This window comes from Amycolatopsis solani (genome assembly GCF_033441515.1).
Classification (GTDB): domain Bacteria; phylum Actinomycetota; class Actinomycetes; order Mycobacteriales; family Pseudonocardiaceae; genus Amycolatopsis; species Amycolatopsis solani.
Genome location: NZ_JAWQJT010000001.1, coordinates 3,233,771 through 3,258,298 on the forward strand (window position 1 = coordinate 3,233,771; position 24,528 = coordinate 3,258,298).

General features: G+C 72.6%; 24 protein-coding genes. 11 read left to right on the top strand and 13 right to left on the bottom strand.

Going from position 1 to position 24,528, the window contains the following annotated elements:
- Positions 1-35 precede the first annotated feature (35 nt).
- A complete protein-coding gene (locus SD460_RS15875; RefSeq protein ID WP_290058204.1) occupies positions 36-731 on the top strand; it encodes a class I SAM-dependent methyltransferase in 696 nt (231 codons plus the stop codon).
- On the opposite strand, the gene pgfA is transcribed toward SD460_RS15875, so the two are convergent.
- On the bottom strand, positions 728-1,795 hold the full coding sequence (gene pgfA / locus SD460_RS15880; protein ID WP_290058205.1) for a cell envelope lipid trafficking protein PgfA: 1,068 nt from the start codon (positions 1,793-1,795) through the stop codon (positions 728-730). The two genes, SD460_RS15875 and pgfA, sit on opposite strands and share 4 nt — an antisense overlap.
- Before the next feature lie 250 nt (positions 1,796-2,045).
- On the opposite strand from pgfA, the gene SD460_RS15885 reads away from it, so the two are divergent.
- The gene (locus SD460_RS15885) at positions 2,046-2,555 is read left to right on the top strand and encodes a hypothetical protein (protein WP_290058206.1); all 510 of its coding nucleotides are present in this window, start codon (positions 2,046-2,048) and stop codon (positions 2,553-2,555) included.
- Positions 2,556-2,573: 18 nt separating this feature from the next.
- Here SD460_RS15885 and SD460_RS15890 read toward each other — a convergent pair whose 3' ends face one another.
- From SD460_RS15890 to SD460_RS15905, 4 genes are all read right to left on the bottom strand, one after another.
- Positions 2,574-2,780 carry a helix-turn-helix domain-containing protein gene (locus tag SD460_RS15890; RefSeq protein WP_072476895.1) on the bottom strand — a complete coding sequence of 69 codons (207 nt, stop codon included), beginning with the start codon at positions 2,778-2,780 and terminating at the stop codon, positions 2,574-2,576.
- A complete protein-coding gene (locus SD460_RS15895; RefSeq protein ID WP_290058207.1) occupies positions 2,780-3,259 on the bottom strand; it encodes a DUF2975 domain-containing protein in 480 nt (159 codons plus the stop codon). Before SD460_RS15895 ends, SD460_RS15890 begins: the two co-directional genes overlap by 1 nt.
- Before the next feature lie 39 nt (positions 3,260-3,298).
- Positions 3,299-4,477 (bottom strand): PucR family transcriptional regulator, encoded by a 1,179-nt coding sequence (locus SD460_RS15900; protein ID WP_290058208.1) that lies wholly within the window; start codon positions 4,475-4,477, stop codon positions 3,299-3,301.
- Positions 4,478-4,573: 96 nt separating this feature from the next.
- Positions 4,574-5,110, bottom strand: coding sequence for a class I SAM-dependent methyltransferase (locus SD460_RS15905; RefSeq protein ID WP_318306567.1), 537 nt, complete (start codon positions 5,108-5,110; stop codon positions 4,574-4,576).
- Between the two features lie 214 nt (positions 5,111-5,324).
- Here SD460_RS15905 and SD460_RS15910 point away from each other — a divergent pair, with 214 nt between their 5' ends.
- Both SD460_RS15910 and SD460_RS15915 read left to right on the top strand, forming a co-directional pair.
- The gene (locus SD460_RS15910; RefSeq protein ID WP_318306295.1) at positions 5,325-7,253 is read left to right on the top strand and encodes a glycosyl hydrolase family 28-related protein; all 1,929 of its coding nucleotides are present in this window, start codon (positions 5,325-5,327) and stop codon (positions 7,251-7,253) included.
- Between the two features lie 23 nt (positions 7,254-7,276).
- Complete coding sequence (locus SD460_RS15915) at positions 7,277-7,744, top strand: nitroreductase family deazaflavin-dependent oxidoreductase (RefSeq protein ID WP_290061861.1); 468 nt, start codon at positions 7,277-7,279, stop codon at positions 7,742-7,744.
- On the opposite strand, the gene SD460_RS15920 is transcribed toward SD460_RS15915, so the two are convergent.
- On the bottom strand, positions 7,734-8,267 hold the full coding sequence (locus SD460_RS15920) for a GNAT family N-acetyltransferase (protein WP_290061852.1): 534 nt from the start codon (positions 8,265-8,267) through the stop codon (positions 7,734-7,736). The two genes, SD460_RS15915 and SD460_RS15920, sit on opposite strands and share 11 nt — an antisense overlap.
- Before the next feature lie 85 nt (positions 8,268-8,352).
- On the opposite strand from SD460_RS15920, the gene SD460_RS15925 reads away from it, so the two are divergent.
- On the top strand, positions 8,353-8,937 hold the full coding sequence (locus SD460_RS15925) for a YdeI/OmpD-associated family protein (RefSeq protein ID WP_290061853.1): 585 nt from the start codon (positions 8,353-8,355) through the stop codon (positions 8,935-8,937).
- 43 nt (positions 8,938-8,980) lie between these two features.
- Complete coding sequence (locus SD460_RS15930) at positions 8,981-10,330, top strand: pyridoxal phosphate-dependent decarboxylase family protein (RefSeq protein WP_318306568.1); 1,350 nt, start codon at positions 8,981-8,983, stop codon at positions 10,328-10,330.
- Here the strand turns inward: SD460_RS15930 and SD460_RS15935 are convergent.
- A complete protein-coding gene (locus SD460_RS15935) occupies positions 10,324-10,716 on the bottom strand; it encodes a hypothetical protein (RefSeq protein WP_290061856.1) in 393 nt (130 codons plus the stop codon). The genes SD460_RS15930 and SD460_RS15935 overlap by 7 nt on opposite strands.
- Before the next feature lie 156 nt (positions 10,717-10,872).
- Between SD460_RS15935 and SD460_RS15940 the strand changes: the two genes are divergently transcribed.
- Positions 10,873-12,060, top strand: a complete 1,188-nt coding sequence (locus SD460_RS15940; protein WP_290061863.1) for a glycoside hydrolase family 18 protein — start codon at positions 10,873-10,875, stop codon at positions 12,058-12,060.
- A gap of 58 nt (positions 12,061-12,118) precedes the next feature.
- On the opposite strand, the gene SD460_RS15945 is transcribed toward SD460_RS15940, so the two are convergent.
- Positions 12,119-13,279 (bottom strand): MFS transporter, encoded by a 1,161-nt coding sequence (locus SD460_RS15945; RefSeq protein WP_318306296.1) that lies wholly within the window; start codon positions 13,277-13,279, stop codon positions 12,119-12,121.
- A gap of 54 nt (positions 13,280-13,333) precedes the next feature.
- Between SD460_RS15945 and SD460_RS15950 the strand changes: the two genes are divergently transcribed.
- Positions 13,334-13,702, top strand: a complete 369-nt coding sequence (locus SD460_RS15950) for a MerR family transcriptional regulator (protein WP_290061859.1) — start codon at positions 13,334-13,336, stop codon at positions 13,700-13,702.
- Here SD460_RS15950 and SD460_RS15955 read toward each other — a convergent pair.
- Together SD460_RS15955 and SD460_RS15960 are read right to left on the bottom strand one after the other, a co-directional pair.
- Positions 13,699-16,455, bottom strand: coding sequence for an AfsR/SARP family transcriptional regulator (locus SD460_RS15955; RefSeq protein WP_318306297.1), 2,757 nt, complete (start codon positions 16,453-16,455; stop codon positions 13,699-13,701). The two genes, SD460_RS15950 and SD460_RS15955, sit on opposite strands and share 4 nt — an antisense overlap.
- 266 nt (positions 16,456-16,721) lie before the next feature.
- Complete coding sequence (locus tag SD460_RS15960) at positions 16,722-17,144, bottom strand: DUF5709 domain-containing protein (protein ID WP_438860662.1); 423 nt, start codon at positions 17,142-17,144, stop codon at positions 16,722-16,724.
- A gap of 97 nt (positions 17,145-17,241) precedes the next feature.
- Between SD460_RS15960 and SD460_RS15965 the strand changes: the two genes are divergently transcribed.
- Complete coding sequence (locus SD460_RS15965) at positions 17,242-18,063, top strand: cyclase family protein (protein ID WP_290058997.1); 822 nt, start codon at positions 17,242-17,244, stop codon at positions 18,061-18,063.
- A gap of 315 nt (positions 18,064-18,378) precedes the next feature.
- Here the strand turns inward: SD460_RS15965 and SD460_RS15970 are convergent, their stop codons facing one another.
- From SD460_RS15970 to SD460_RS15980, 3 genes are all read right to left on the bottom strand, one after another.
- Positions 18,379-20,685, bottom strand: a complete 2,307-nt coding sequence (locus SD460_RS15970; RefSeq protein ID WP_290058998.1) for a putative bifunctional diguanylate cyclase/phosphodiesterase — start codon at positions 20,683-20,685, stop codon at positions 18,379-18,381.
- A gap of 85 nt (positions 20,686-20,770) precedes the next feature.
- The gene (locus SD460_RS15975) at positions 20,771-21,589 is read right to left on the bottom strand and encodes a DUF2705 family protein (protein ID WP_290058999.1); all 819 of its coding nucleotides are present in this window, start codon (positions 21,587-21,589) and stop codon (positions 20,771-20,773) included.
- Complete coding sequence (locus SD460_RS15980) at positions 21,579-22,472, bottom strand: ABC transporter ATP-binding protein (RefSeq protein WP_290059000.1); 894 nt, start codon at positions 22,470-22,472, stop codon at positions 21,579-21,581. Before SD460_RS15980 ends, SD460_RS15975 begins: the two co-directional genes overlap by 11 nt.
- A gap of 113 nt (positions 22,473-22,585) precedes the next feature.
- Between SD460_RS15980 and SD460_RS15985 the strand changes: the two genes are divergently transcribed.
- Together SD460_RS15985 and sigJ are read left to right on the top strand one after the other, a co-directional pair.
- Complete coding sequence (locus SD460_RS15985) at positions 22,586-23,665, top strand: amidohydrolase family protein (protein WP_318306298.1); 1,080 nt, start codon at positions 22,586-22,588, stop codon at positions 23,663-23,665.
- Positions 23,662-24,519 carry an RNA polymerase sigma factor SigJ gene (sigJ, locus tag SD460_RS15990; RefSeq protein ID WP_290059002.1) on the top strand — a complete coding sequence of 286 codons (858 nt, stop codon included), beginning with the start codon at positions 23,662-23,664 and terminating at the stop codon, positions 24,517-24,519. The genes SD460_RS15985 and sigJ overlap by 4 nt, the downstream gene beginning before the upstream one ends.
- The last annotated feature ends 9 nt before the right edge of the window (positions 24,520-24,528 follow it).

Sequence of the window (24,528 nt, forward strand, 5' to 3'; positions counted from 1 at the left end):
CCGCGCGGCCCCATCGCGCCACGCTCGCCCGTTCCGTGACGCTCTTCCGGGCGTTCCTCACCGAGCAGACGGACCCCGACGGCTTCTATTCCACGCTCGCCGCCGACTCCGTGCGGCAATTGGCGTCCCACACGCCGTTGTCCGGCCGCACGGTCCTCGATGTGGGGGGTGGGCCGGGCTATTTCTCCGACGCCTTCCGCGCGGCCGGCGCGGTCTACCTCGGCCTCGACCCGGACGTCGGCGAGCTGTCCGCGCGCGGCGAGCCGGGGGAGAACATGATCCGCGCCAGCGGCACGGAACTGCCCGTGCGCAGCGGATCCGTGGACGTCTGCTACTCCTCCAACGTGCTGGAGCACGTCGCCGAGCCGTGGGTCATGCTCGGCGAGATGTGCCGCGTCACCAAACCCGGCGGCACGGTCTTCGCGTCGTTCACCCCGTGGTATTCACCGTGGGGCGGGCACGAGACCGCGCCGTGGCATTTCTTCGGCGGCCACTACGCGCGCCGCCGTTATGCGCGAAAACTCGGGAAGCAGCCCAAGAACAAATTCGGGGAAAGCCTGTTCCCGGTTTCCGTCGGCGCCGCGCTCCGCTGGGCGAAAACGACGCCGCTGGCCGATCTGGTGGCCGGGTACCCGCGCTACCACCCGGGCTGGGCGATGGGGGTCGTGCGGATTCCCGGCCTCCGCGAAATCGCTTCCTGGAATCTGGTCTTGGTGCTGCGGCGCCGTTAACGCCCGGCGCCCACCGGCTCCCGGTGCCGCCGCGGGGGAGCCGGCGGGGCGGCCGGGCGGCGGCGGGCCAGCAGCACGATCGCCACGACGATCAGCACACCCCCGCCGATCCCGAGCCAGAGCGGGCCGGTGCTCGAGAGGAACTCCAGCCTGCCCTTGTTCGCGTTCACCTGGTCCACCATCTGCGAGATGGTTTTCCCGTTGTAGGCCAGGGTTCCGTCGAAGACGACGGTCGGGGTGGTGGTGCCGGTGCGCAGCTCCTGGTGCTGCTGTTGCTGCTGCTTGACCTGGATCCCGGTCACCGGCTCCACCCACATCGTGGTGACGCCGCGGTAGTAGAGCTCGGCGTCGGCGGTCGGCTCGGTCGAGCCGACGAGCGAACCGGGCACCTCCTTCGTCGCGATCTTCGTGTCCGGGATGTCCTGGACGAACTTGTAGGTCTCGATCCCGTTCACCGTCTCGGTGCCGGTGTACCGGGCGATCGCGGCCGCGCCGGTGTTGTCGTCGTAGACCTTGTAGTCCTTCTGCTCGGCGCCGAACGGGAACTTGAAGTTCAGGCCGGGCTGCGCCTTGTAGTCGTTGGTCTCCGCCGGTGTCTCGCCGACCTTGTCGGCCTTGTCCTTGAGCTCGACGACGAAGCTGCTCTTGGCGTCGCACTTCGGGTCGGACTCCCCGCGCGGGTCGTAGCCTTCGCCGGTGCGCCGGTCGAAGCAGACCTGCCGCTTGCTCCCGCTGACGACGGTGTCGTCGGCGTCGTCGGTGACCTTGACCGCGAGCAGCCAGACCGCGTAATCGGTGTCCGCGCGCATCTCGGGCGTGGCGAAGTTCGCCTGGACGTGGGCGACCGCGGTCAGTTTCGCGTTGTTGCGGATCTCGGTGACCGGGCCCTGCCCCTTGTCGGTGACGACGAGGACCTTGCTCGCGGTGCCCTCGAGCACCGACGTCGAGTCCTGGTCCAGCGGCACCTTGGCGAGCTTCGGGTACACGTAGGCCGGCAGCAGCACCGCACCCGCGACCGCGAACACCCCCAGTGCCAGCAAGATCAGGCCGAAAGCTCGTCGCAACGGTCCTCCAGGGTCGTACTCCGGACACAAATTACCCGGCGGTAATCAGTCGCCCGGATAGTGGCCTGCGCCACGTCGCGCGTCAAAGTGTGACCGGCGGTCACAGGTGCCGCGTGCGACCGGAAGGTGGCATGGACGCCCCCGTTCGGACCAAGCGACCAAACATGTTTGTTCCCGGGCACAACGGGCACGGCCCCACCATCGGACGATCCCCACCCGCCGCGCCGGAGAGCAAAGGAGAAACTCCCTGTTGTCGCAGGACCCCTCGCTGGTCGCCATCGCGGCCACCGCGCGGTGGCGGGCCCGGATCGTGGCGGCGGCCGCGAGCGCGGGCATCACCCTCACCGACCCCCTGGCCGGCGTGCCGGGCATCCGCGTGCTCACGTGCGCCCCCGGCGACCTCGCGCGCCTCGTCCCGAGACTGGGCGGCGAGCCCTCCCGCGCGGCGATCGGCGCGCATTCGGACTCGATCGCCGACCGCGAACTGCGCGACGCGGTCGCCGACGTCGCGGCCTTGCTTTCGTTGCACGGCAACGTGGTTCTCGACCTCGACGCGGCCGGCCACCGCCGCGGCGCGGTCCGCACGGACGTGGTCGTCTCGGCCGCCCCGAACCGTCCCCAGTGGACGGAGCCGGCGGTGGCGCTCCCGGTGGGCACGGACCGGCGCGGGGGTCCGCTCACGGTGGAGCTCACCGCCGGCCCGGGGTTCGAGGCAACGCTGCTGGAACTGGCGAGACTGGTGGAGCTCGACGCGGCCTAGTACCTGGGCGGAATCCGCTCAGTCGTCCACCCACTCCAGCAGATCGCCGGGCTGGCAACCCAGGACCCGGCACATCGCTTCCAGTGTGCTGAACCGGACCGCTTTCGCGCGGCCGTTCTTCAGCACCGCCACGTTCGCCGGGGTCAGGCCCACCTTCTCGGCGAACTCGCCGACGCTCATCTTCCGCTTGGCCAGTTCGACGTCGATGCGCACGACGATCGGCATCAGATGACCGCTTCCAGATCGGACTGCAGCGTGGTCGCCCGCCGGAGCAGGGCGCGCATCACCACGAGGAGCAGGCCGAACACCGTGATCGCGACGGTCACCAGGAACAGCAGCATCGGCATGCCCGGGTCGTCCGCGTTGAAGCCCACGAAGAGCAGCATGCCGACGAAGACCAGCCACGCGGCGGCCACCGCCCAGACGATCACGTCGACCCACTTCAGCGACGCGGGGGTGAAGATGCGGTCGTTCTTGACCAGGGTCAGCAGCTTCCAGGTCGCGACGAGCACCACCTCGACGCACAGCACGAGGAACACCGCGATGGCGGTCAGCGGCCAGCGCAGGCCGGCGTCGTGCGGGTTCTGCGACGTCGTGTAGGCGATCCCGCCCGGCAGCGACAGCGTCTGGAACACCACGAGGACGCCGAACAGCACCACCAGAAACACTCTGAGCGCGGCAACGGCCCACTTCTCGGTAACCATGCGATGACTATCGCTCGATTTCTATCGAAAGTCAATCGATCAGTCGAGCTCCGGGTCCAGCCGCACCGACTCCAGGGCGACGTACAGCTCGCCGATGTCGACCGGGTCGGTCAGGTCGCGCTTGGTCAGTTCCTGCACGCGCCGCAGGCGGTAGCGAACCGTGTTGGGGTGCACGAACAGCCGGTCCGCCGCCTCCTTCGCCGAGCCGTGGCCGGCGAACCACGCGAGCAGCGTGTCGAGCAGGACCTTGCGTTCCGCGCCGGGCAGGGTGAGCACCCCGGTCAGTGCGGAGCGGACGACGTCGCGGGCCATCCCGGGCGCGGCCGCCACCAGCGTCGTCACCGGCGAATCGCCGAACACCACCACGCCCGGCGTCGCCGACGGCAGCGAGCGGCGGGCGATCCGCGCGCGGTGCAGGGCGTCCGGGACGTCGGGGAACCCGCTGAACGGCTTGCTCATCCCGGCTGCCACCGGCAGCGACCCCAGCACTTCGCGCAGCCGCCGGACGTCTTCGATCCGGTCGATCGCGACCAGGCCCGCTTCGCCGCCGGGCCGCCACGCCGACCGCCAGCGGCGCGCCCGCAGCAGGGCTTCGACGGAGTCCTGCTCGTCCGGCTCGACGCGTTCGGTGACCACCGCGACGAACATGCCCGCGGTCGGCAGGCCCAGCTCGCGCGCGGCCGCCTCCATGTCGGCCTGGCTCGCGAGCCGCCCGCGCAGCAGGTCGTCCAGCAGCCGCGCGTTCGCGTGCGACGGCTCGGCGGCGACCTCTTCGTACGCCGTGGTCAGCGCGTCGGAGTAGAGGTCGATCGCCTTCCAGACGTAGGAGTTGATCTCGATCGTCCGGGTGGGGTTGAGGAACTCCGGGCCGGCGAGTTCGAGCAGGGCTTCGTAGACGAAGGTGCCGCCGATCCGGAACGCGCGCAGCACCGCGGGCAGCGGGATGCCCTGGCGCGCCTGGACGAGCCCGGTCTTGCGGGCGGCGTCGAGGGCGAGACCGCGGCCGTCGACCAGCGCGGTCAGCGCTCGTTCGAGGTTGGCCCGGCAGACCTGGCGCAGCTCGCCGGGCGCGACGTGCTCGACCTGGCGGTAGAACTCGTCCTCTTCGCTGAGCAGGCGGGCGAGCCGATCGGCGAACTCCGGCAGCCTGGTCAGCATTTCGCGCACGAGCTCACGGTGCTCGCGCGGTACCGGCCTGGCCAGAGCTTCGATGCCCATCCCTCACTTTAGCTCGGGTCCGCCGCCCAGGACATGCACGAACTTGAGCAAAATTCATATCCGTCGGGTGATCGTGCTGGTGAGGACTTGACGGGCTCAGTCCGGTTTGCGTGCGGTCAGGTAGACGTGCGGCTCCGGCCCGGCGCCGGGGTGGTCGGGGACGAACAGGGCCTCCTCCTCGCGGACGATCTCCAGCCCGGCCGCGCGGAGCCGCTCGGTCAGCGTCCCGGTCGTGAAGCTGCTCGCGCGGACCGGGTGTCCCATGAAGACGATGTCGACGCCGTCGACGTCGGCCGGCACGGTCGCGAACACCAGCAGGCCGCCGGGTTTCAGCCAGTGCGCCAGGCGGCCGATCACGGTTTCCTGCTCGGCCCGGGGGAGCTGCAGCATCGAGAAGAACGCCGTGATCGCGTCCCAGTCACCGTCGGGAAAGGACAGTTCCCGCATGTAACCCACCTCGAAGCGGGCGGCGGGGACCTGGGCGCGCGCGAGCTCGACCATCTTCGGCGCGACGTCGTACCCGGTGACGTCGTGGCCGGCGGCGGCCAGCAGCTCCGCGGTCGGCCGCCCGGTGCCCGCGCCGAGGTCGAGCACCTTCGCCCCGGGTGGCAGGTCCGCGAGGAGGCCGGTGATCGCCGCGCGCTGGGCGGTCGCGGTGCTCGTAGTCCAGGCCGAGCGCGTCGAACACCTCGGCGGCGGATTCGGGGCGGGTCATGCCCGAACTCTGCCAGAAGCAAGCTTGCGCAAGGAATCGACTTCTTCTTGCAAGTTCGGGGCAAAGTATTGTCTGGTGCGCGAGCGTCGCCTAATCTTCCGCCGCAGTCCCTCCGGCGAAACGAGGCCCTGGATGTCGCGACGCACCTTCGGAGCCGCGCTCGTCGCGGTGACCGCTCTCGTGTCGGTGGCCGCACCGGCCGCCGCCGCCGACCGGCCGGTCGTGACGCGGGCCGCGCTCGACCCCGCGCTGGTCGCCGGGCGCGGCGCCACCGTCGGCTTCCTGGAACAGGAGGCGGAGAACGCGCGCACCGACGGCGTGGTGATCGGCCCCGACCGCACGGCGTACACGCTGCCTTCGGAGGCGTCGGGACGGCGAGCCGTCCGGCTCGCGCCGGGGCAGTACGTCGAGTTCACGCTGCCCGCCGCGGCGAACGCGATCACCGTCCGCTACAGCATTCCCGACGCCCCGCGCGGCGGTGGGATCACCGCGCCCCTCGACGTCACGGTGAACGGCGGCCACCGGCAGCGGATGACGCTGACCTCGCAGTATTCGTGGCTGTACAACCAATACCCGTTCACCAACGACCCGGACGCGGACCTGCTGCACCCGGACTGGTGGATCACCGAGTGCGGGTGCGTGCCGGCCACGACCACGCCTGCGCCGGTGATCCAAAAACCGTTCCGCCCCAGCCACTTCTACGACGAACAGCGGCTCCTGCTCGGGCGGTCGTACCGGGCGGGGGACAAGGTGCGCCTCACCGCGTCGGCCGCCGCCGCGTGGACCGTCGTCGACCTGCTCGACTCCGAGCAGGTGGCGCCGCCCCGCGTGGTTCCCTTCGCCGCCAACGCCGTGCTCTTCGGCGCCGACCCGACCGGACGCCGCGACTCGGCCGACGCCATCGACCGCGCCGTCGCCTTCGCGCGGCGCACGCACCTGAAGGTCTACCTGCCGCCGGGCACGTACCAGGTCAACCGGCACCTCGTCGTCGACGACGTCACGATCGAAGGCGCCGGCAGCTGGTACACGACCCTCAAGGGTCACGGTGTCGGCGTCTACGGCGAAGAAGCCGCCGCCGGGGGCAGCCACGACGTCCACCTCTCGGGCTTCGCGATCGAAGGCGACGTCCGGGAACGCGTCGACACCGACCAGGTCAACGCGATCGGCGGCGCGCTCAGCGACTCCACTGTGGACTCCCTGTACCTGCACCACACGAAGGTCGGCCTCTGGTTCGACGGGCCGATGGCGCGCACGCGGATCACGCACAACGTCATCGCCGACCAGATCGCCGACGGGCTGAACTTCCACACCGGAGTCACGGATTCTTTGGTGTCGGGCAACTTCGTCCGCAACACCGGCGACGACGGGCTGGCGATGTGGTCGGAGAAGGATGCCGACGCACGCAACGTGTTCGACCACAACACGATCCAGACCCCGGTGCTGGCCAACGGGATCGCGGTGTACGGCGGCGTCGACAACACCGTCTCCGGCAACCTGGTGGCGGACCCGATCCGCGAGGGCAGCGCGATCCAGGTGGGGTCGCGGTTCGGGGCCGAGGCGTTCGGCGGGGCGCTGCGGATCACGGACAACACGACCGTGCGGGCGGGGACGTTCGAACTGAACTGGAAGATCGGGCTGGGCGCGCTCTGGTTCTACGCGCTGGAGAAGGACATCGCCGCGGACGTCGAGGTGACCGGCGACCACTTCCTCGACAGCACGTACAACGCGATCATGCTGGTCAGCGACTTCCCGGTGAAGGACAAGTACTCGATCACCGGGCTGCGGTTCGCGGACCTGCGGGTCGACGGCACCGGGACGTCGGTGCTCAGCGCGCGGTCGGCGGGCTCGGCGTCGTTCCGGAACGTCGACGCGCGCAACGTGGGCGCGGTGGGTGTGAACAACTGCGGGTCGTTCAACTTCCCGCCGACGGGATCGGAGTTCACGCTGACGGACGTGGGCGGCAACGACGGCGGCTGGCTGGCGCCGTGGCTGCTGCCGAACACGATCACCTGCGACGACCGGCCACCGGTCGTGGCGCCGCCCGCCCCGTCGCGGTGGTGACCTAGGGTTCGACCGTGGCTGGTTTGCGCGGGGTGTTCGCGGGGTTCGGGAAGAGCAAGGCGTTCGCGGTGCTGGGGCGGGCGCTCGTGCCCGCCGACCGGGTGCTGCTGCGGATCAGCGGCGGCCGGGTCGGCGTCGGCACCGCGGTCGGGCTGCGGACGTTGCTGCTCACCACCGTCGGCCGCCGCAGCGGTGAGCCGCGGCAGGTGCCGCTGCTGTACGTCGAGCGCGCCGGCGGTTACGTCGTGATCGGCTCGAACTGGGGCGGCGAGAACCACCCGGCCTGGTCGGCGAACCTCCTCGCGCGCCCGGCGGCCACGGTCGCGCTGCACGGCCGGACGGTGGACGTCACCGGCCGCCTGCTGACCGGGGACGAGCGCCAGGAGATGTGGGACGCCGTCGCCGCGTACTGGCCCGCGTACGACCGCTACGCCGTGCGGGCCGAGCACCGCGAAATCCGCGTCTTCCTGCTGGAGCCGGTCAGCCGATGAGGTCGGTGTGCCGGATCCGGTACACCTGGAGCCGCAGGTTGTAGTACTTGTCGGTCTCCCCGACCCACTGCATGCCGAGCCGCTTGGCGACGGCGATCGCGCGCGTGTTGTTCGGCCGCGCGACCGCGAAGAGCTCCTCGGTGTCCTGGGTGAAGGCCCACTCGATGAGCGCGGTCGCCGCTTCCGAGGCGTAACCCTGGCCCCAGAAGCCGGGGCTGAGCTGCCAGGACAGTTCGAGGTCCTCTTCGAACGGCGGCAGCAACCGGATGCCGAGGCCCCCGATCACGGCACCGTCCTCTTTGCGCTCGATCGCCCACCGGCCCCGCGGCGGCGGCAGGTTCGGCTGCGCCTCCTGCCAGGCGTGCAGCACCGAACGCATCGCGGCGATGTCGCCGACGCGGTCCATGGCCGGGGTCAGCCAGTGCGTGACGTCTTCCGCGCCGTAGACGGCGAACGCGGCTTCGGCGTCGTCCACCGTCCAGTCCCGGATCACGAGCCGGTCGGTGTTCAGCGGGGTGTCCATACCAGGACGCTACGCCGGGAAGGCCGGGATTGTTCCCGGGCCAAAGTGCTCAGAAGGTGAGCGGTTTGACCACGATGATCTGGGCATGGAGCAAATCGAGGGTGTCCCCGTGGTGGAGGTCACGTCGGTGGCCGGCTGGCGGAGCTGGCTGGCGTCGGCCCCGGTCCCGTCGGTGTGGCTGGTGATCCGGCGCAAGCACAGCCGGGTGCCCGGCGTCCGGGTGCACGAGGCGATGGAGCAGGCGCTGTGCTTCGGCTGGATCGACAGCAAGGCCCTCCGGCGCGACGCGGAGAGCACGTACCTGTGTTTCACGCCGCGAAAGCTGCGGAGCACGTGGAGCCGGGTGAACCGCGAGCGGGTGGAGCGCCTGACGGCGGCGGGCCTGATGACCCCGGCCGGCCAGGCGATGATCGACCTCGCCCGCCGGACGGGGACCTGGGACGTACTCGCCGAGGCCCAAAACGGGGTGATGCCCCCGGAGCTTCGCCGCGCGTTCGAGGGGGAGGCGGTGGCACGGCGGTGCTTCGAGGGGTTTCCGCCGTCGTCGCGACGGCTGATCCTGGAGTGGATCGCGAGGGCGAAGCGGCCGGAGACGCGGGAACGGCGGATCGCCGAGACGGTGGAGCTGGCCCGGGAGAACCGCCGGGCGGCCCACCCGAAGGCGGCGTAAGCGCAAACCGGCGGATCCGGCCTACAGTCGGCGCGTGGACGACATGCGTGCCCTGCTGACCCGCGCCGCCGAGCTGGCCGCCGGCTACCGGGCCGGCCTCCCGGACCGTCCGGTCGCGACCGCGACCGCCCCCGCGTTCGGTGGTCCGCTCCCGGACGGCCCGGCCTCACCGTCCGAAGTGCTCGAAGAACTCGCCCGCGCCGCCGAGCCGGGGCTCGTCGCGACGGCCGGGCCGCGGTTCTTCGGGTTCGTCATCGGGGGTGCGCTGCCCGCCGCCACCGCGGCCGACGTCCTCGCCGCCGGGTGGGACCAGAACGCCTTCAACGCCGTCCTGTCACCGGCCGCGGCCGCCGCCGAGGAGACCGCCGGGCGCTGGCTCAAGGACCTGCTCGGCCTCCCCGCCACCGCGTCCGCCGGGTTCGTCACCGGCGGACAGGGCGCGAACACCGTCGGGCTCGCCGCCGCGCGGCACCACGTCCTCGCCGAAGCGGGCTGGGACGTCGAGCGCGACGGGCTGGCCGGCGCGCCGCGCGTCCGGATCGTCGCGAGCGAAGAACGGCACGCCACCATCGACCGGGCCCTCCGGCTGCTCGGCTTCGGTACCAGCGCGATCGAGCCGGTGGCCGCCGGACGTCAGGGAGCCATCGATGTCGATGACCTCCGGAGCACCCTCGACGCCGGTAGCGGGCCGGTGATCGTCTGCCTCCAGGCGGGCAACGTCAACACCGGTGCCTGCGACGACCTCCGCGCCGCCTGTGAAGCCGCGCGCGCCCACCGGGCCTGGGTGCACGTCGACGGCGCCTTCGGCCTGTGGGCCGCGGCGAACCCGGCCACCGCGCCGCTGCTCGACGGCGTCGAGCTTGCCGACTCCTGGGCCTGCGACGGCCACAAGTGGCTCAACGTCCCGTACGACTCGGGGTTCGTCTTCTGCGCCCGGCCGGACGTCCACGCCGAGGCGATCGCCTACCGCGCCGCGTACCTGACCGGGGCCGGCGAAGTCTCCGGCATGGGCGACCTGACCTTGGAATCCTCGCGCCGCGCCCGGGGCTTCGCGGTCTGGGCGGCGCTGCGCGAACTCGGCCGCGACGGGGTCGCCGAGCTCGTCGAGCGCTGCTGCCGGCTCGCGCGCCGGTTCGCCGGACGGCTCGCGGCCGGTGGCGCCGAAATCGCCAACGACGTCGTGCTCAACCAGGTCCTGGTGTCCTTCGGGGACGTCGACGTCGACGCGCTGGTCCGGAACGTCCAGGCCGACGGCACCTGCTGGCTGGGCGGCACGACCTGGCGCGGCCGCCGTCACCTGCGGATCTCGGTGTCCAACTGGTCGACGACCGAAGCCGACGTCGACCGCTCGGCCGCCGCGATCCTCCGGCTGGCCGCGGAAACCCGTCAGTAGCCTTCGCGCACCGACAGGGAGTCCGTCCGCCAGGCTATCCGCTTCTCCGCGCCGGTCGGCCAGCTCGACGAGAGCCGCCGCCGGACGCTGCCGAGCGCGCCGAGTTCCGCGAGGTCGACCCGGGATCCCTGCGCCGCCAACGATGTCACCTCGGTGGCGGTGATCGGGACGAAGTCGAAGTACTGCGCGTCTTCACCGCCCTTCCAGTCGACGAATTCCGTGAAGATCGCGGCGAAAGCCTGGCCGCATTCGGGGCATTCGCGCAGCGAAATGCCGAAATGCGACCGTTCGACCAACCGGTGGATCTCGCGCAGGCGGGTCGTGCAGAACGCCAGCGCGGTGAGGGCGTCGGCGCCCGAGCAGCGCGCGCAGCCGAACTCGGTCATCCGCCGATCATCGCACGCCGTGAATCCGCACCCGGCTGCGGGGGTACCGGGAAACCCTTTGACCCCAACGTTTCGCTCTGGTCCGCAGTGGTCTAAACCTGTTAGCCTCGGCGGATCCGAACGGGCGGTCCGCCGAAGGAGATTTTCGTGCACCGGATGAAAAAGAGCATCGCCGCCGTCGCAGTGGCACTGGCCGGCGCCGCCGTCGTCGCGCCGCCCGCGGAAGCCGGGCAGGCCAAGGGCAAGGTGATGGCCTACTTCGCCGACTGGGACGTCTACGCGCGCAACTACCACGTCAAGGACATCGAGACGTCCGGCTCGGCGGCGGAGCTGACCCACATCAACTACGCGTTCGGCAACGTCACGGGCGGCGGCTGCGCCGTCGGCGACCCGTGGGCCGACCACGACATGCCCTACGACGCCGCCACGAGCGTCAGCGGCCAGGCCGACAGCGGCACCCTGCACGGCAGCTTCAACCAGATCCTCGAGCTGAAGAAGCTGCACCCGAAGCTCAAGGTGCTGTGGTCCTTCGGTGGCTGGACCTGGTCGTCCGGTTTCCCGGAGGCGGCCAAGAACCCGGCCGCGTTCGCCGAGTCCTGCTACAACCTGGTCAACGACCCGCGCTGGGCGGGGGTCTTCGACGGCATCGACATCGACTGGGAATACCCCAACGCCTGCGGCGACACCTGCGACACCAGCGGGCCGAAGGCGTTCACCGGACTGGTCAAGGCGCTGCGCGCGAAGTTCGGGAACAAGCAGCTGGTCACCGCCGCCATCACCGCGGACGGCTCGAAGAACGGCAAGATCGACGCCACCGACTACGGCAGCGCGAGCCGGTACCTCGACTGGTACAACGTGATGACCTACGACTACTTCGTCGCCGGCGGCCAGCCGACCGGGCCCACCGCGCCGCACTCGCCGCTGCGGGCCTACCCGGGCCTTCCGCACGCCGGGTACTACGCCGACGCGGCCATCCAGAAGCTGCGCCACCAGGGCGTGCCGTCGTCGAAGCTGCTGCTCGGCCTCGGTTTCTACGGCCGCGGCTGGGACGGCGTCACGCAGAAGCAGCCCGGCGGCACCGCCACCGGCCCGGCACCGGGCACGTACGAAGCCGGCGTCGAGGACTACAAGGTCTTGAAGAACAGCTGCCCGGCGAACGGGAAGGTCGCCGGTACGGCGTACGCGAAGTGCGGCTCGCAGTGGTGGAGCTACGACACGCCCGAAACGGCCTCGGCCAAGGCGGGGTACGCGAAGTCGCAGGGGCTCGGCGGCGTGTTCGCCTGGGAGCTGTCCGGCGACACCGCGAACGCGGAACTGCTGCGGGCCATCGCCGGCCGCTGCTGACCGCCTTCCCGAAAAGCTGGAGGGCCCGGGCGCGAACGCGTCCGGGCCCTTCGTCCACTCAGGACGCCGCCGGGAACCCGTGCCGCCGCGCGCCGAGCACCACGGCCAGCACCGGCAGCAGGAGCACGAGCAGCGCCCAGGGGAACGACGACGGCCCGGCGGCGTCGAGCAGGACGCCGCCGGCCACCCCGCCCGCGGCCATCGCCGCGTTCCACAGCGTGACGAGCATGGCCTGCGCGTTGTCCGCCGCTTCGCCGCCGGCGTTCCCCGCGGCCGTTTGGAGCAACGTCGGGACGCCGCCCCAGCCGAGTCCCCACAGCGCCACGGCGGCGTAGACCAGCACCGGGCTGCCCGCGAACACCGCCAGCAGCGCCGCGGCCACCGCGACCAGGATCGTGCTGAGCACCGTGAGCGTGCGCAGGGCGCGGTCGATCACCGCGCCGACGATCCCGATGCCGGCCATCGACGCGACGCCGAACACCAGCAGGACGACGTCGACCGAACCGCCGAGCCCGGCGTGGGCGAGGAAGGTCGCGATGTAGGTGTAGAGCACGGTGTGCGCCAGGACGAACACGAGCGTCACGGCCAGCACGGGGACCACGCCCGGCACGGTCAGCGTGCGCCGGACCGGGAACCGGCCGCCCGCCTGCCCCGGCTGGTCCGGGACCCGCGCGGCGATCCAGGCCAGCAGCACCACCGCGATCGCCGACATCACGCCGAACGCCCAGCGCCAGCCGAGCAGGTCGCCGAGGAACGTCCCGGCCGGGATGCCCAGCGACAGCGCCAGGGGGATGCCCGCCATCACGACCGCGATCGCTTTGCCGTGGCCGTCCGGGACGAGCCGGCGCGCGTACCCGGCGAGCAGCGCCCAGACCACCCCGGCGGCGATCCCCGCGACGAACCGCGCCACCATCGTCAGCGCGTAGTCCGCGGAGAACGTCGTGACGGTGTTGGCCACGGCGAACCCGGCCACGCCGGCCAGCAGCAAGCGCTTGCGCGGCCAGGCCGCGGTGGCCGCGGCGAGCGGGATCGCGGTGAGCGCGGTGCCGAGCGCGTAGATCGTCACGGCCTGGCCCGCGGCGGACTCGCCGACGCCGAGCCCGGCGCTCATCCCGGGCAGCACGCCGGCGGGCAGCGCCTCGGTGAGCACGGTGACGAACGCGGCGGTGGTCAACGCGAGGAGGGCGGGAGCCGCCGTCCGGGTGCTGGAGATCGTCATGCGGTTATGCTGGAACCTTCACATACGTGTGAAGGTCTACGTGAGGTGGCGCACATGCGGATCGGCGAGCTGGCGGAACGCACGGGCACCGCGCGCCGGCTGCTCCGGTACTACGAGGAGCAGGGCCTGATCATCGCTTCACGCGGGGCGAACGGCTACCGCGACTACGACGAGCCGACGGTCGACCGCGTGCTCCAGGTCCGCGGCCTGCTCGACGCCGGGCTGCCGACGCGGATCATCAAGCAGATCCTGCCGTGCCTGGACAAGCCGCGCGCGATCTACTTCCCGGACGCCACCCCGGAAATGCTCGCCACGCTGGAGGCCGAGCGCGACCGGATGGCACGGCGCGCGGAATGCCTGCTGCGCAACCGCGACGCGATCTCCGGGTACCTGGACGCGGTGCGCGAGTACAACCGCGCCTAGCCGACCGGCTGCTCGTCGAGTGCGAGGAAGCACGCCTCGACTTCCTTGAGCCGCGCGCCTTCCGGGTGGGTGCGGTAGCGGTCGAGCGCGTCGTGGAGGACCCGGCGCGCGTCGTCCTCGCGGTCCACGAGGCGGTAGCTGTCGCCGAGCGCGACGAGGAAGAACGCCGCGTGGCGTTCGTTGCCGATCGTCGTCAGGATCCCGATCGCCCGCTCCAGGTGCTCGACGGCCTCGGCCCAGTCGCCGCTGCGCAGCGCGACGAAACCCAGGTTCCCGGTGGCGTGCGCTTCGCCGTCCAGGTCGCCGTACTTGCGCGCCACCGCCGTGGCCCGGTCGAGCCAGTGCCGGGCCCGCGGCCAGTCGCTCCACTGGAGGTGGCAGAAGCCGACCAGGTCGAGCGCCCGGATGTAGAGGCGGGGTGCGTCGTCCGGCTCGATCAGCTCGAAGATCCGCTCGCACTGCGCCAGCTCGGCCCGGTAGTCCTGGGCGTGGTACTCGTGCGCGCCGGCCATGACGTAGTGCAGGTGGGCCTGCTGCAGCCGGTCGCCGGCGCGCTCGGCCAGCGCCAGTGCCCCGGGCAAGCACTCGAGCGCGACCTCGGGGTGGCCCGCGAAGATGCTGGCGCTGGCGTGGATCCGGTACGCGATCAGCTGCGCGGTGACGTCACCGAGCTGCTCCGCCGCCGCGAGCGCGAGCCGGCCCGCGGCCTCGCGCTCGCGCAACTGCCCTTGGCGGGCGCGGAATTCGTTGAGCAGCCAAGCCAGCTGCCAGACCTGTGTGTGCCAGCCGCGCCCGGCCGCCAGCTCGGTCGTGGCGGTCAGGCAGGCGTGCTCGGCGGCGAACCACCGCACCGCCTCGGCCTGGTCGCCGAACCGCTGCGCCTCGACCCCGGGCAACGACGGCTCGAGCGTGATCGGCGTCTGGAGCGGCTCGATCGCGAGGTGCCCGTGCCAGGACGTCCGGAGGTAGAAGTCGGTCACCCGCCGCAGCGCGGCTTCGCGGACGTCTTCCGGGAGCGCCCGCTCGGCCTCTTCGGATGCGTAGAGCCGGACCAGGTCGTGCATCCGGTAGCGGCCGCTCGGCGTCCGCGTCAGCAGGTGCGCGTTGTCCAGCGCGCGCAGCACCGTCCGCGTCGCGGCGGCCGGGCGGCCGGCCAGCGCCGCCGCGGCGGGCAGGCCGATGTCGGGACCGGGCGCGGTGGCCAGCAGGCCGAACAACGCCGACGCCTCGGGCGTCAGGTGGCGCAGGGACCACGAGAACACCGTCCGCAGGCTCAGCCCGGCTTCGCCCGCGTCCAGCCCGTCCAGCCGCGCCGCCTGGTCACGCAGTTCCTCGGCCAGCAGCGACGGCGGCAGTTCCGGGGACGTGGCCGCGCGGGCCCCGACGATGCCCAGCGCGAGCGGCAGTCCGGCGCAGAGCCGGATCAGCTCGCCCGCCGTCACGTCGTCGAGCCGGCCGGGACCGATCTGCCGGTCGAGCAGTTCCCGCGCCTCGCGCGCGGACAGCACGTCCAGCGGGACCGGCCGGGCCCCGTGCGCCGCGACCAGCCCGCCGAGCCGGTTCCGGCTGGTCACCAGCACGCGGCAGGTCGGGCTGCCGGGCAGCAGCGGCGCGGCCTGCGCGCTGTCGGCGGCGTTGTCGAGCACGACCAGCACGCGCTTTCCCGCGAGCAGGCTGCGGTACAGCGCGAGCTGGGCGTCCTGGTCCGGCGGCACCGCGGCGCCGTCCACGCCCAGTGCGTGCAGGAACCCGCGCACCGCAACGGAAACCGGCATCGGCTCGGCGACCGGGTCGAAGCCGCGCAGGTTCACGTACAGCTGCCCGTCGGGGAATTCGGCGAGCTTCCCGGCCGCCCAGTGCAGGGCCAGCCACGTCTTCCCGATGCCGCCCGCGCCGCCGATCGCCGAGATCACCACCGGGTCCGCCGAGGCCGCGGCCCGGTCGAGCTCCGCCAGCAGGCCGGCCCGGCCGACGAACGCCGCCGGAGCCGCCGGCAGCTGCTGCGGGACCGGCCTCGCCGCGGCGGCCCGCGGCCGCGGGTCGCCGCGCAGGACTTGTTCGTGCACCTGCCGCAGCGCCGCACCGGGATCGGCGCCGAGCTCTTCGGCCAGCAGGCGGCGGATCCGGTCGTACTCGCGCAGCGCGTCGCCCTGGCGGCCGGCGCGGTGCAGCGCGAGCACCAGCTGCCCGCGCACGCGTTCGTCCAGCGGGTGGCTTTCGGCGAGCGCGGTCAGTTCGGGCACGAGTTCGCCGGGCCGCTTGCCGCGCAGCCGGAGGTCGGCGAGGTCCAGCTGCGCGCCGAGGCGGCGGCTCGCCAGTGCCGTGCGCTGGTTCACGAACCACGGCGTGTCCAGGCTGCCGAAGGGTTCGCCGTGCCACAGGCCCAGCGCGCGGGTCAGCAGCGCCGCTTTCTCGTCGTCGCCGGCGGTCTGGCCGGCTTCGCCGAGCAGCTGCCGGAAGACGTGCAGGTCGACGGACCCGGGATCGGCGGTCAGCAGGTAGCCGCCGGAGCGCTGCGTGATGAGCGCTTCACCGAGTGCCGTGCGCAGCCGGGAAACGTAGCTGTACAAGGCATTGCGCGGGTGGGCGGGCAGCCGCTCACCCCAGACGCGCTCGGCGAGGACGTCGGCGGGCACGACCTTGTTCAGGTCGGTGAGCAGTGCGGTGAGCAACCCCTGGAGGCGGGGCCGCCGGATCTCCACGACCCGGTCGCCGGCGCGGACGTCGAGCTCGCCCAGCAGCCTGAACAGCACCGATCGTCCTCCCGTACCCGCTCGGGCGCCCACTGTAACCGACCCGGAAAGTGCCGGGAAAGGTTCGCGCAAGGCCCCTCCGGCACGGTGGACCCCGTCGGCAGGGGTCGGCAGGAACCGTCGAGGGGGCGGTTCGTGTTCCCTGCCACGACCGCGGGCCGGATCGTCTTTCCCCGTGGTGGCCGGCTACTCCACCGGCCACTGTCGATCCGGCTGGTGACGGAGCGGGCCCGGTCGCCCTCGAACACCGGGTCCGTTCCGTCACCTCACCAGCGGCGGGCCGGGTCGATCACGTGGACCGCGGCTTCCTCCGCCGAAGCCGCGCCGCCGTCGATGCCCGCGTCCGACGCGTAGAGCTCTTCGTCGCTGTCCTCGCCGAAGCCTTCGTCGGTGGCGACCAGCCGGCCCGCGCGGACGTCGCCGACCTCGTCGTCGAGCAGTTCGCCGTCGGTGTCTTCGCTGTCGCCGAGGCCGTCGCCGTCCTCGTCCGACGAGGAGTCCGGGACTTCACGGGCCAGCCGCGCTTCCCAGCTTTCGCCCTCCGCCGTCTCGCGGGCGGTGGTGCCCCAGCCTTCGGTCGCCTGCGCGCGTTCCGGCGGGGAGTAGCCCTCGGCCAGTTCGTCGCGGTCGTCCAAGGTGTCCTCGGGGTCGAGGATGCCGTCGTCGGCGCGGTCTTCGGAGTCGTCCATGCCGTCCATCCTCGCGCAACTCCTTGGCCGTGCCGAGCCTGGGTGATAGGACCGTGCAGGTCGCCGCACGGGCGGCGTTCGGGTGAAAGGTGATCCCATGCCGATGAGACGCAGGGTGCTGGCCGCGGGGCTGGCGGGGGTGTTCGGCGCCGCGCTGTCCGGGCGGACGGCCCAGGCGGCGGTCCCGCCGGTGCGGCTCGACCAGCTGAACCTGGTCAACCTGTCGCACGTCAACGACCCGGCGACGACCAACGTCTTCCCCGGCGACCCGGCCTTCGAGCTGGAAACGATCGCCACCATCCCCGACGACGGCTACTACCTGCAGTTCGTCCGCGAAGGCGAGCACACGGGCACGCACTGGGGCGCGCCCGGCCACTTCAACACCGGCGAACCGCTGGCCGACGACATGGACCCGGCCGATCTATTCCGCCCGGCCGTGAAGATCGACATAAGAGCTAAGGCGGCCCACAACGCGGACTACGCGGTGACGATCGACGACCTCAAGGCGTGGGAGCGGCGCAACGGCCGCATCCCGGACGAGAGCGTCGTCGTGCTGTGGACCGGCTGGGACGCGAAGTGGGGCACGCCCGCCTTCCCGAACACGGACGCGAACGGCGTCCTGCGCCAGCCGGGGTTTTCGATCCCGGCGGTCGAATGGCTGATCGACACCGGACGGCTGGGTCGCCGCGGCGGCACGGGCACCGACACGTTCAGCCCGGACGTCGGCACCGATGAGACGTACACGGTGTCGAAGCTGGTGTACCGGCGGCACCGGATCAGCTTGGAGATCCTGGCGAACTTGAAGGCGTTGCCGACGACCGGAGCGTGGGTGCTGGCCGGTGGGCCGATCAACCGGAAGGGGGCGGGTTCGACGGCGACGATCTTCGGGGTGCTGCCGCCGGGGGTGAAGGCGGGCTGAGGCTTGGCTGGCTGCGGGGGTCGCGAATGACTCATTCGGGACCTTAGACGTCCCGAATGAGTCATTCGCGACGTTCCCTGCGCCGCCCGGCGACCTGCCGGCCGACGGCACTCGACTTGCCGATCGCCGGTGCGCAGGCCGGTGTCGGATGCCATGAATGACCCATTCATGGCGCTGGACGCAGTGAATGACTCATTCATGGCGTTTGGGGGCGGGGTCGGGTGGCTGCGGAGGTCGCGAATGACTCATTCGGGACTTCCGCGGTCCCGAATGAGTCATTCGCGACCTCGCCCGCCGGCCCGCGACTACCGAACCTCAGCCGGCGGTGAGCGGGGCCGCGGAGAGGTGGAGCGAGGACAGCGGGGCCGGGTGGCCGAAGCGGTATCCCTGCGCGGTCGGGCACCCCGCGCGCGTGACCAGCTCGGCCTGCTCCGCCGTCTCGATGCCCTCCGCCACCACCGCCACCTCGAGATCGCGGCACAGCCCGACCAGCGACCGGCACAGCGCCGCGTCGCGCTCGGGCTGGACCCCCGTCGTCAACGCCCGGTCCAGCTTGATCAGGTCGACCGGCAGCGCGTGCAGCACCGTCAGCGAGCTGTACCCCGCGCCGAAGTCGTCCAGGGCCACCCGGACGCCGAGGGCCTGCAGGCGGCGGATCGCGGCGGCGCCCGCGGCGAGGTCCGGGACCGGGACCGTCTCGGTGATCTCCACGACCAGGCGGTCCGCCGGCAGGCCGTAGCGGGCGAGGCTCGCGCCGACGCTCTGTTCCAGCTCGGCCGCCCCCAGGCGGCTCGCGCACACGTTGACGTGCACCGTCAGGTCGACGCCCGCCGCGGTGATCTCGCGGCAGGCCAGGTCCAGCACCAGCGCGTCCAGCTCCGCGCCGAGGCCCGCTCCCTCCGCCGCGCGGACGAACGTCTCCGGGGACACCGCCGTGCCGTCGCGCGTGGTCCAGCGGGCCAGCGCCTCGACCGCCACCGGGGTCGCGTCCGGGAGCCGGACGATCGGCTGGAACACCAGGGCGAAGCCCTCCGGGATGCCGCCGTTCGCGCGGCGCAGGGCGGCCGGGAAGTCGGGCGGGCCGTCGTCGGAGGGGCGGTAGACCACCGTCGTGTCCTTGCCGAGGCGCTTGCCCGCGTACATCGACGTGTCGGCGCGGCCGAGCAGCACGTCCGACGTGATCAGGGGCTCGGCCGGGTCCGGCACCACCAGGCCCATGCTCGCCCGGACCGGGACCAGCGTGCCGTGCACCGCGAACGGCCGTCGCAGGACGCCCTGGATGCGGTCGGCGACCGCCTGCGGGGCCGCCACCTCACCCTCCAGCAGGATCGCGAACTCGTCGCCGCCGAGGCGCGCCACCGTGTCTTCCGCGCGGACGCAGCTCAGCAGGCGCTGGGCGACCGCGTGCAGCAGGACGTCGCCGCCCGCGTGGCCGAAGCGGTCGTTGACCTCCTTGAAGTCGTCGAGGTCGACGAAGATGAGCACCAGCGGCCGCGGCCCGCTCTCGAGCGCCCGGTCCAGCCGGTCGGCGAACAGCGCGCGGTTGGCCAGTCCGGTCAGCGGGTCGTGGTAGGCCTGGTGGGTCAGCTGCTGCTGCCCCTCGTACACCCGGCGTAGCAGCAACCTGTTGTCCAGCAACGAAAGCAGCTGGCGGGCGAGCACGAGGAACACCACCAGCACGCCGACGTACACCTCGACGGCGTCCGGGCCCGCGCCCGCCACCACCTGCCCGGTGATCAGCAGCGCGACCGCGGTGACCGGCACGTACGGCAGCGCCAGCTGCCACCAGTCGATCCCGACCGGCTGGTTCGCGTCCTCGCGCCGCCGCGTGCCGGGCGTGGCCAGCAACGCGAAGGCGATGAACAGCGGGCCGAGCACGAACCCGCCGTCCGACCACGGCTTCATGCTCTCGGCGCCGATGCTGACCAGGTAGGCGAACACGCTGTCGGACGCGGCCAGCGCGACGATCCCGACCGCGGCCAGCAGCAGGTTCGCCCGGTAGGGCCGGTCCACCCGGTCGAACACCACCAGCAGCACCGCGACGACCACGATCACGAGGTCCGACAGCGGGTAGGAGATCGCGACGGCCCAGGTCAGCTTGTCCGGCGCGGTGGCGCGGACCAGCTGCGCGAGCGCCGCGGTCCAGGTGAGGATGAACAGCGAGCCGGTGACGATCAGGCCGTCGAGCACCACCGCGACGCCGAAGTGCGCGGTCCACTGCGCGGGCTGCCAGCGTTCGCGGTCCGGCCGCACCCGGGCCCTGGCCAGCGTGAACAGGGCGGCGAGCGCGAACACCGGGAAGCTCAGGTAGCCGACGTCGGCCAGCGACGGCGACGGCAGCCCGCGCCCGTCGACGAGCTGGTACCACGACCAGACGCACTGCCCGAGCGACCAGCCGGCCATGCCGACCGCCACCAGGACCCGCCACCAGCGCTGGTGCCCGCGCACCCGCCGGGCGACGACGACGCCGCAGACCACCGCGGCCACCCCGGCGCTCAGCTGCATGGCGTCGTCGATCCACAGTGCGAAGGTGTCGCCCCAGAACGCGAACCCGTTGACCACGACCAGGGCCGCCGTGAGGACGACGAGCACGGTCGCGGCCGGGTACCGCCGCACTGTCATGGCACCTCACGTGGGTCACTCCTGCCGTCGGACCGGCAAACACTACACCGGGCGTGACCGGGCACAAGCGCACCGCACCGGGTGCTCAGGCGATGTCACGCCGGTGCAGCAGCCAGCCGCCGAGGACGCCGAACACGAGCACGTACCCGGCCAGCACGACGGTGGCCTGCCCGGCGCCGACGACCTGCTCGACGCCCGGCGCGCTCGCCCCGAACGCGGCGGCCAGCGCGCCCGCGTTCGGTCCCGGCAGCCCCTTCTGCAGCTGCGCGACCCAGTCCAGCAGTGGCGCGGCGATCGAGGACAGGAGGTTCTGCACGGCCAGCAGCCACACCAGGCCGAGCCCGATCGGCAGCGCGACCGAGCGCAGGGCGATCGCGAGCAGCACGCCGAGCGCGCCCCACATCGTGGCGACCAGCCAGCCCGCCCCGAGGCCACGCAGGACGTCGGCGACCGGCGGCCAGGTCAGCGGCTGGTCCTGCAGCGACGCGACCAGCGCGCTCGCGCCGGCGGTCGCCGCGAACAGCGCGAGCACCACGGTCAGCGCGGCGAGCGCGACGGTGACCAGTTTCGCGCTGTAGACCGCGATGCGCGAAGGGTGCTGCACGAGCACCGTCTTCCAGGTTCCGTAGCCGTATTCGCTGCCGGCGACCAGCACGCCGAAGATCAGCGCCAGCGCGCCGACGAAGATGGGCAGCCCGCCCAGCGCGCTGCCGACGAACGCGTCCGGCAGCATCGCGGCCAGCCCGCGGTTCGAGCCCGGCGGACCGGACGTCGCCCCGCTCAGCCCGGCGTACGGGACGGCGTAGCCGAAGGTCAGCGACAGCACGACGGCGACGGCGAGCAGCAGCCAGCTCGCGGGACGGCGGGACTGCTTGAGCAGCTCGGCTCGGATGTCACGCAGCATCGGAGGTGCCTCCGGTCAGGGCGAGGAAGGTCTGTTCCAGGTCGGGTTCGTGCCAGCGCAGCTCGGTGACGACGCAGCCGGCGCCGACGAGCCCGGCGTTCACGCGGCCGGCTTCGGCCGGTTCGACGTCGAGCTCGAGCGCCCGGCCGTCGACGCGGACGCCGTCGTAGTGCCGTCGCAGGTGGTCGCGGGCCTGCTCGAGCGGTTCCGCGACGACGCGCAGCGCGCCGCCCGCCCGCAGGTCCGCCACCGTGGTCTCGATGACGAGCCGCCCGCGGTCGAGCACGCCGACGCGGTCGCAGATCTGCTCGACCTCGGTCAGCAGGTGGCTGGACAGCAGCACGGTGCAGCCGTCCGCGGCGAGCTTGCGCAGGGTGACCCGCATGTCGGCCATGCCGGCCGGGTCGAGCCCGTTGGTCGGCTCGTCGAGGACGATCAGCTCGGGGTCCTTCAGCAGCGCCGCGGCGAGGCCGAGCCGCTGCTTCATGCCGAGCGAGTACGTCGAATACCGGTCCTTGGCGCGATCGGTGAGGCTGACGACGTCGAGCACGGCGTCGACGCGGGTCCGCCGCACCCCGGCGTGGTCGGCGAGGATCCGCAGGTTCGCCCGGCCGGACAGGTACGGGTAGAACGCGGGGCCTTCGATGAGCGCGCCGACGCGGGTGAGGCTGCCCGGGCCCGGTTCGGCGCCGAGCACCCGGACGCTCCCGGAGGTCGGCCGGATCAGGCCGAGCAGCATCCGCAGCGTCGTCGTCTTGCCGGCGCCGTTCGGGCCGAGGAAGCCGTACACCTCACCGGCGGGCACCGAGAGGTTCAGGTCCTCGACCGCGGCGGCCGGTCCGTAGCGCTTGGTCAGCGCGGTCGTTTCCACGGGCTGGGTCACGGGGACCTCCTTTTCGCTGCCTCCCATCCTCGGGATCCCGGCCGTCCCGGTCGTCCGGCGGCGGACGGCTCTTGCGGCTACGCCGGGGTGCGTACGCGGGTACGTTCGGTGTGGTGATCGTCCGCATCCGGGGCTACGCCCTGCCGCACGGCGAGTACGCCGACCTCTACGCCGACGGCGATCGCTGGACCACCGATCCGGTGCCGGGCGCGACGCTCGCGGGTGAGGGCTGGCTGGTGCCGGGCTTGGTCGACGCGCACACCCACCCGGGCGCGACCGAGCCGGGGCAGCCGATGGACGACGAGGTGCTGCGGGCGCAGCTGCACCAGCACGTCGACGCCGGGGTCACGCTGATCCGGTCGCCGGGGCTGCCGGGCGAGCCGCCGCCGTGGTTCGGCGAGGACCCCGACGTGCCGCGGGCCCGGCACGCCGGCCCGTGGCTCGCGCAGCACGGCCAGTTCTTCGACGGCTGGGGCCGCCGCGCGGACCACGCCGAGCTGCCCGCGCTGGCGGCCGCGCAGGCGGCGCGCACCGGGTGGGCGAAGATCGTCGCGGACTGGCGCGTCGGCGATTCCGCCGTCCCCGCCGATGTGCTGGCCGCCGTGGTGCGCGAGGTGCACGCGGCCGGCGGGCGGGTCGCGGTGCACAGCCAGCACCCCGAGGGCGGCGCGGCCGCGGTCGCCGCGGGCGTCGACTCCCTGGAACACGGCATGTGCCTCGACCCGGACCTGCTGGCGCGGATGGCCGCGCAGGGCACGGCGCTGACGCCGACGCTGTCGGCCATCAACGCCGGCCTGGCGCGGCGGGAACAGTCCCCGGACAGCCCGCAGCGGAGGTGGTACCTCGGCGGCGCGCGCGTCCACGCCTCGCTGACGGCGGCCGCGGCGGAAGCCGGGGTGCGGGTGCTGGCCGGCACGGATTCCCTGCCGCACGGCGGGATCCTCGCGGAGATCCGCGCGCTGGCGGCCGCGGGCGTCCGGCCGCACGACGCGCTGGCGGCGGCGTCGTGGCACGCCCGCGAGTACCTGGGGCTGCCCGGCCTGGAGCCCGGCGCCCCGGCCGACGCCGTGGTCTACGACCGCGATCCGCGGGCGGATCTCGGCCGGCTCGCCGCGCCGGTGGCGGTCGTGCTGCGGGGCCGGCTCGTGCGGCAGCGTCACAATCGGCCCGCGGGACTCGTCAACGCTCCATGACGAGCGCGATCGTGCAGGAACGGCGGCAGCTGACCGGGCTGGCCCACCGGTTGCTGGGCTCGCTGAGCGACGCCGAAGACGTCGTCCAGGAGGCCTTCGGCCGGTGGTACGCGCTGTCCGCGCCGCAGCGTGAGGCGATCGAGTCACCCGGCGCGTGGCTGACGACGGTCACCAGCCGCATCTGCCTCGACCACCTCGGCTCGGCGCGCGTCCGGCGGGAACGGTACGTCGGCGAGTGGCTCCCCGAGCCGGTGCCGGAAGACCCGCTCGCCGATCCCGCCGACCGCGTCGCGCTGGCCGAGTCGGTCACCATGGCGTTCCTCGTCGTGCTCGACGCGATGACCCCGGCCGAGCGGGTGGCGTTCGTCCTGCACGACGTGTTCGGCTACCCGTTCGCCGAGGTCGCGGCGGTCCTCGACCGCTCGGCGGCCGCGTGCCGCCAGCTGGCTTCCACGGCGCGGCGCCGCGTCCGCGCGGCTCGCGCGCCGGCACCGCCGCGGGTCGGGGTCGTCCGTGCCTTCAAGGTGGCTTGGGAGGCCAAGGACATCGACGGCCTGCTCGGCCTCCTCGACCCGGGCGCCACCCTGACGGCCGACGGCGGCGGCCTGGCCAGCGCGGTGCTGCGCCCGATCGAAGGCGGCGAGCGGGTCGCGCGCTACGCCGTGGGCCTCGCGACCCGCGCGGCCGGGATGACGCTCGCCGAACACCTGGTCAACGGCCGGCCCGGCCTGGTCGTCCGGCAGGACGGCATGCTCGCGGCCGTCATCGCGTTCGACGTCGCCGGGGACGTGATCCGGCGCGTGTGGGCGGTGCGGAACCCGGAGAAGCTCCGCCGCTGGTCACTCGCTCGATAAACTGATCGG